This window comes from Armatimonas sp. (assembly GCF_043760365.1).
GTDB lineage: Bacteria > Armatimonadota > Armatimonadia > Armatimonadales > Armatimonadaceae > Armatimonas.
The window spans coordinates 1-4,287 of record NZ_JAYUPA010000600.1 but is presented as its reverse complement, the minus strand read 5'-3'; the positions used below and the strand labels follow the sequence as shown (position 1 = coordinate 4,287).

At 58.1% G+C, this 4,287-nt stretch carries 3 protein-coding genes; all 3 read left to right on the top strand.

Annotated features, from left to right (window positions below; translation table 11 throughout):
- Nucleotides 1-60: 60 nt before the first annotated feature.
- Nucleotides 61-2,016, top strand: a complete 1,956-nt coding sequence (gene nuoL / locus ACH2EH_RS13820) for an NADH-quinone oxidoreductase subunit L (protein WP_395142605.1) — start codon at nt 61-63, stop codon at nt 2,014-2,016.
- Nucleotides 2,017-2,020: 4 nt separating this feature from the next.
- The gene (locus ACH2EH_RS13815) at nt 2,021-3,511 is read left to right on the top strand and encodes a NuoM family protein (RefSeq protein ID WP_395142603.1); all 1,491 of its coding nucleotides are present in this window, start codon (nt 2,021-2,023) and stop codon (nt 3,509-3,511) included.
- Nucleotides 3,512-3,517: 6 nt separating this feature from the next.
- On the top strand, nt 3,518-4,287 hold a 770-nt coding region (locus tag ACH2EH_RS13810; RefSeq protein ID WP_395142601.1), incomplete at its 3' end, for an NADH-quinone oxidoreductase subunit N.

The following is a 4,287-nucleotide window of genomic DNA, read 5'->3' as shown; positions in this document are numbered from 1 at the left end:
GATCTTCCGGCTCCGCGATAATATCAACGTGGACGAAACCAACACGATGCGAGGATAACCTTGGAATTTCTCCCCTGGATCGTCCCGCTGCTGCCGCTAGTGGGCTTTCTGATCAATGGCCTCTATGGTGCAAAGCTCCCCAAGACACTCTCGGGTGGTCTGGCGACTCTCTTGCTCTGGGTTGCGTTTGGCTGCTCTTTATTGCTGCTTGGTCAGGTGCAGGCGGCACAGGATAAACGAATCTTCTCCCCAGAATTTGTCTGGTTTGGCGCGGGTAGCCTGAGTGTTAGCTTCAAGCTCTCTATTGACACACTCACCGCACTCATGTTGCTTATTATTACCGGGGTCGGTGCACTGATTCACGGCTACTCGATGGGCTACATGAGTCATGATAAACACTACAGCCGCTACTTTGCCTACCTGAATCTCTTTGTCTTTTTTATGCTGCTCCTAGTAATGAGCAGCAACTTAGTGGGAATGTTCGTCGGTTGGGAAGGTGTCGGCCTTGCTTCTTATCTTCTTATCGGCTTCTGGCAGGAAAAGAAGTCCGCCACGGATGCGGGTAAGAAAGCCTTTATTGTCAACCGAATCGGGGATGCGGCGCTTCTCATTGCGCTCTTTCTGATCTTTCGACACTTTGGCACTTTTGAGTTTTACGGTGAGAATGGGATTCTGACCAAGGCGGGCCTGGACGGGGCGCAAGCCCGTGGCTACGATTTGGTTGCGACCACGGTGCCGATCTTGCTCTTTGTCGGCGCGTGTGGCAAGAGTGCCCAGCTCCCGCTGCATGTCTGGCTCCCCGATGCGATGGAAGGTCCCACGCCTGTATCGGCACTGATCCACGCCGCTACCATGGTGACGGCAGGGGTCTATCTGCTCTGCCGCACACACACGCTCTTTTTGCTCGCACCCACAGCGATGACCGTCGTCGCGATTGTGGGGCTGCTGACCGCGTTGCTGGCGGCGAGCATTGGTCTGGCGCAGAACGATATTAAAAAAGTGCTGGCCTACTCCACTGTCTCACAGCTCGGGCTGATGTTTTTGGCCTGCGGCACGGGCGCGTTTGGCGCGGCAATGTTCCATGTCACCACCCATGCTTTCTTCAAGGCCCTGCTCTTTCTGGGCTCGGGCTCGGTGATTCACGCCATGAGCGGTGAGCAGGACATGCGCAAGATGGGGGGGCTGACGAAAAAGCTCCCGATCACCTATGTCACAATGTTTATCGGCACACTCGCAATCTCAGGAATTCCGGGGCTCGCGGGCTTCTTCTCCAAAGATGAGATCCTGGTCAATGCCTTTGCAGGAAAGGGCGGGAGCCCGCTCCTCTGGGCGGGTGGCCTGATCGCCTCTGCCATGACGGCGTTCTACATGTGGCGCATGATGGCCAAGACGTTCTCCGGCGAGTTCCGGGGCACCGACGAGCAAGCGCATCACCTCCATGAGTCGCCGATCTCGATGACCGCGCCGCTTGGGATTCTTGCGGTTCTCTCGGTTCTGGGAGGCTATCTGAATCCCGCCGCGCTCAAAGCGATTGGGGTGAGCCTACCCGACACGTTTGGCAGCTTCCTTGGGGAGAACGTGGAGTGGCGCACACAAACCAACGCGCTGGAAGTAGGCCATAGCACGGAGCTGATGCTCGTGGTGGCCTCGGGGCTGGTGGCAATTCTGGTCTCGCTCTGGGCCTGGAGCGCCTACAAAAAAGCCAAGAGTGGCGCGCTGCTTACGGAAAAACAGCGCCAGAGCGCCTGGTACCAACTGGTCTATAACAAGTGGCGCATTGACGAACTCTACGATGATGTTTTTGTCAGGCCGGGGCGGCAGCTTGCTACCTGGCTCTGGCGGGTCGCGGATCTGCGTGGCGTGGATGGGCTGGTGCAGGGAGTGGGCAACGGAATTACGGGGCTCTCGAACGTGCTGTCCCGCGCCCAAAACGGCTATGTCCGTAGCTACGCACTGACGATGCTGCTGGGGGTAGTGATTGTGGTACTGACCTCTCTGCTAGGACGGGGGAAATAAGCGAATGTCTTGGCTGACAGTTCTAATCCTGGTGCCTGCCCTCGCAGCGCTGGTGGTGGCTCTCGCTCCTCGGAGTGTGGCGCGACCCATCGCGTGTCTCGGGGCACTGGGGGCGTTTCTTATCTCCGCTTTCCTGCTCCAGGGACCGTCGGGCACCGGTGGCTTCTACGAAAACTCCTTGCAGAAAACACCGTGGTTTCAGGCGCTGGGAATTAGCTTCCAGGTAGGCGTGGATGGCATCAGTGCGCTGCTTGTGATACTAACCACGCTGCTCTCCGCCGTTGCGATTGTGACTCCTTTCAAGCTCTCTATCGGCAAAGAGAAGGTCTACTTTGGGGCGTTGCTTCTGCTGGAAGCGACCCTGATCGGGGCGTTTTCCGCGCTGGACTTGATCTTGTTTTATGTCTTCTTCGAGGCCTGTCTGGTCCCGGTCTGGTTTTTAGTGGGGATCTTTGGTGGGGAAAAAGCAACCAAGCCCCTGATGAAGTTCTTTCTCTACACGGTAGTGGGCTCGCTGGTGATGCTCTCCGCGATTTTGTGGCTGGGAATTCACTTTCAGAGCTTCGACTATATTGTTATTCAGGAAGGCCTGGTAAAGACACCGCTCCTGGGAAACCTTGGAGTGTGGGTAATGCTGGGGTTTGGGATCGCCTTTGCGGTCAAGACTCCCCTTTTTCCCTTCCACTCCTGGCAGCCGGATACCTACGCGGCTTGTCCCACGGCGGGAGTCGTGCTGGTTTCCGGGGTGATGGCCAAGCTGGGAACCTATGGCCTCTGGCGCTTCTGTATCACCCTTTTTCCGGATGCAGCCGAGCGCTGTGCTCCGATTTTTATCGGCCTTGCCGTGGCCGGAATCCTCTACGGGGCGCTCGTGGCGGCGATGCAGCGCGATGTGAAGCGGGTGATCGCGTACTCGTCTATTAGCCACTTGGGCTACGTGGTGCTGGGGCTGTTCTCGGGATCTCCTACGGGGGTGGCCGGTGCGCTTTTGCAGATGATCAACCACGGGATCACGGTTGGTGGATTGTTTTTAGTGCTGGGCCTGATCGAGGAGCAGACGGGGACACTCAAAATTCGTAGCCTGGGCGGGCTCTGGGAGCGTGTGCCGCTGCTCTCGCGCATCTTCCTGATTCTTACCCTCGCCTCGGTGGCGCTTCCACTGACCAATGGGTTCGTCGGCGAGTTCATGATCCTGCTCGGAGCGTTCCAGACCTTCCCCGTAGCGGCGACACTGGCGACCACGGGGGTGATCTGGTCCGCCGTCTACATGCTCTGGATGTTCCAACGCGTGGTCTATGGACCGGCCCGAACGGAGCACACTCTGACTGATCTTCAGGGGACGCCTCGACTTGTCCTGAGCCTTCTGGTGGTACTGGTCTTTATCTTCGGGATCTTTCCCAAGCCATTTCTGGAGCTGGTCAGCCCTGGAACCGCCTTTGTCGCGCCCATGGAGAGCAATCCCCAGGCAACCGGTGCCCCGGGGAGGAGCAATTAGAAAGTCATGACGGAAACACTGGATAATATGCGGGAGCTGCTGGCCCCGCTCGTGGTTCTTGTCTGCGGGATGCTGGTTCTGTTGTTGGATCTGCGCCGTAAGGCATTTGCTGCCCGTAAGTCGCTGGCTTTGGTCTGCCAGCTTGGCCTGCTCCTGGCCGGTATCGCCTGCGCTCCTGCGCTGCTCTCTGCCAATGATGCGGGCGCGAAACTACTGGCCGCGGACCAGTCGCAGGCACGGCTCTTTGGTGCCGGCATGACATTAGATGGCTTTGGAGCGCTGCTCAACCTGATTCTCTGTCTGGTGGCGGCACTGGTGATTGGGATGTCGGGGCGCTACCTGGAAGATAAAAAACTCCCCCTTGGCGAGTTCTATGCCCTGATCCTCTTTGCGAGCGCGGGCGCGATGGTGATGACCTGCGCACTGGATCTGATCAATCTCTTTGTGGGCCTGGAAGTTCTCTCCGTGGCGCTCTATATCCTGGCGGGCTACGCTCGGCGGGAGCTGCGCTCGGAAGAGGCTGCGGTCAAGTATTTCCTCCTGGGGGCGTTTGCATCGGGTTTTTTGCTCTACGGGATCGCGCTGATCTACGGCGCAGTGGGGCTCGCGGTCAAGACAGGAGACCTTCGCCCCACGACTCCTTCCTACACAAGTCTTGTCACGCTTACCGAAGTGCTTCAGGCAACTGCGAAACACGCAGGTATGTCGCTCGCTCAGTCGCCGCTCTTTCTGGTGGGCATGGTGCTGGTGCTGGTGGGGCTGGGCTTTAAAGCATC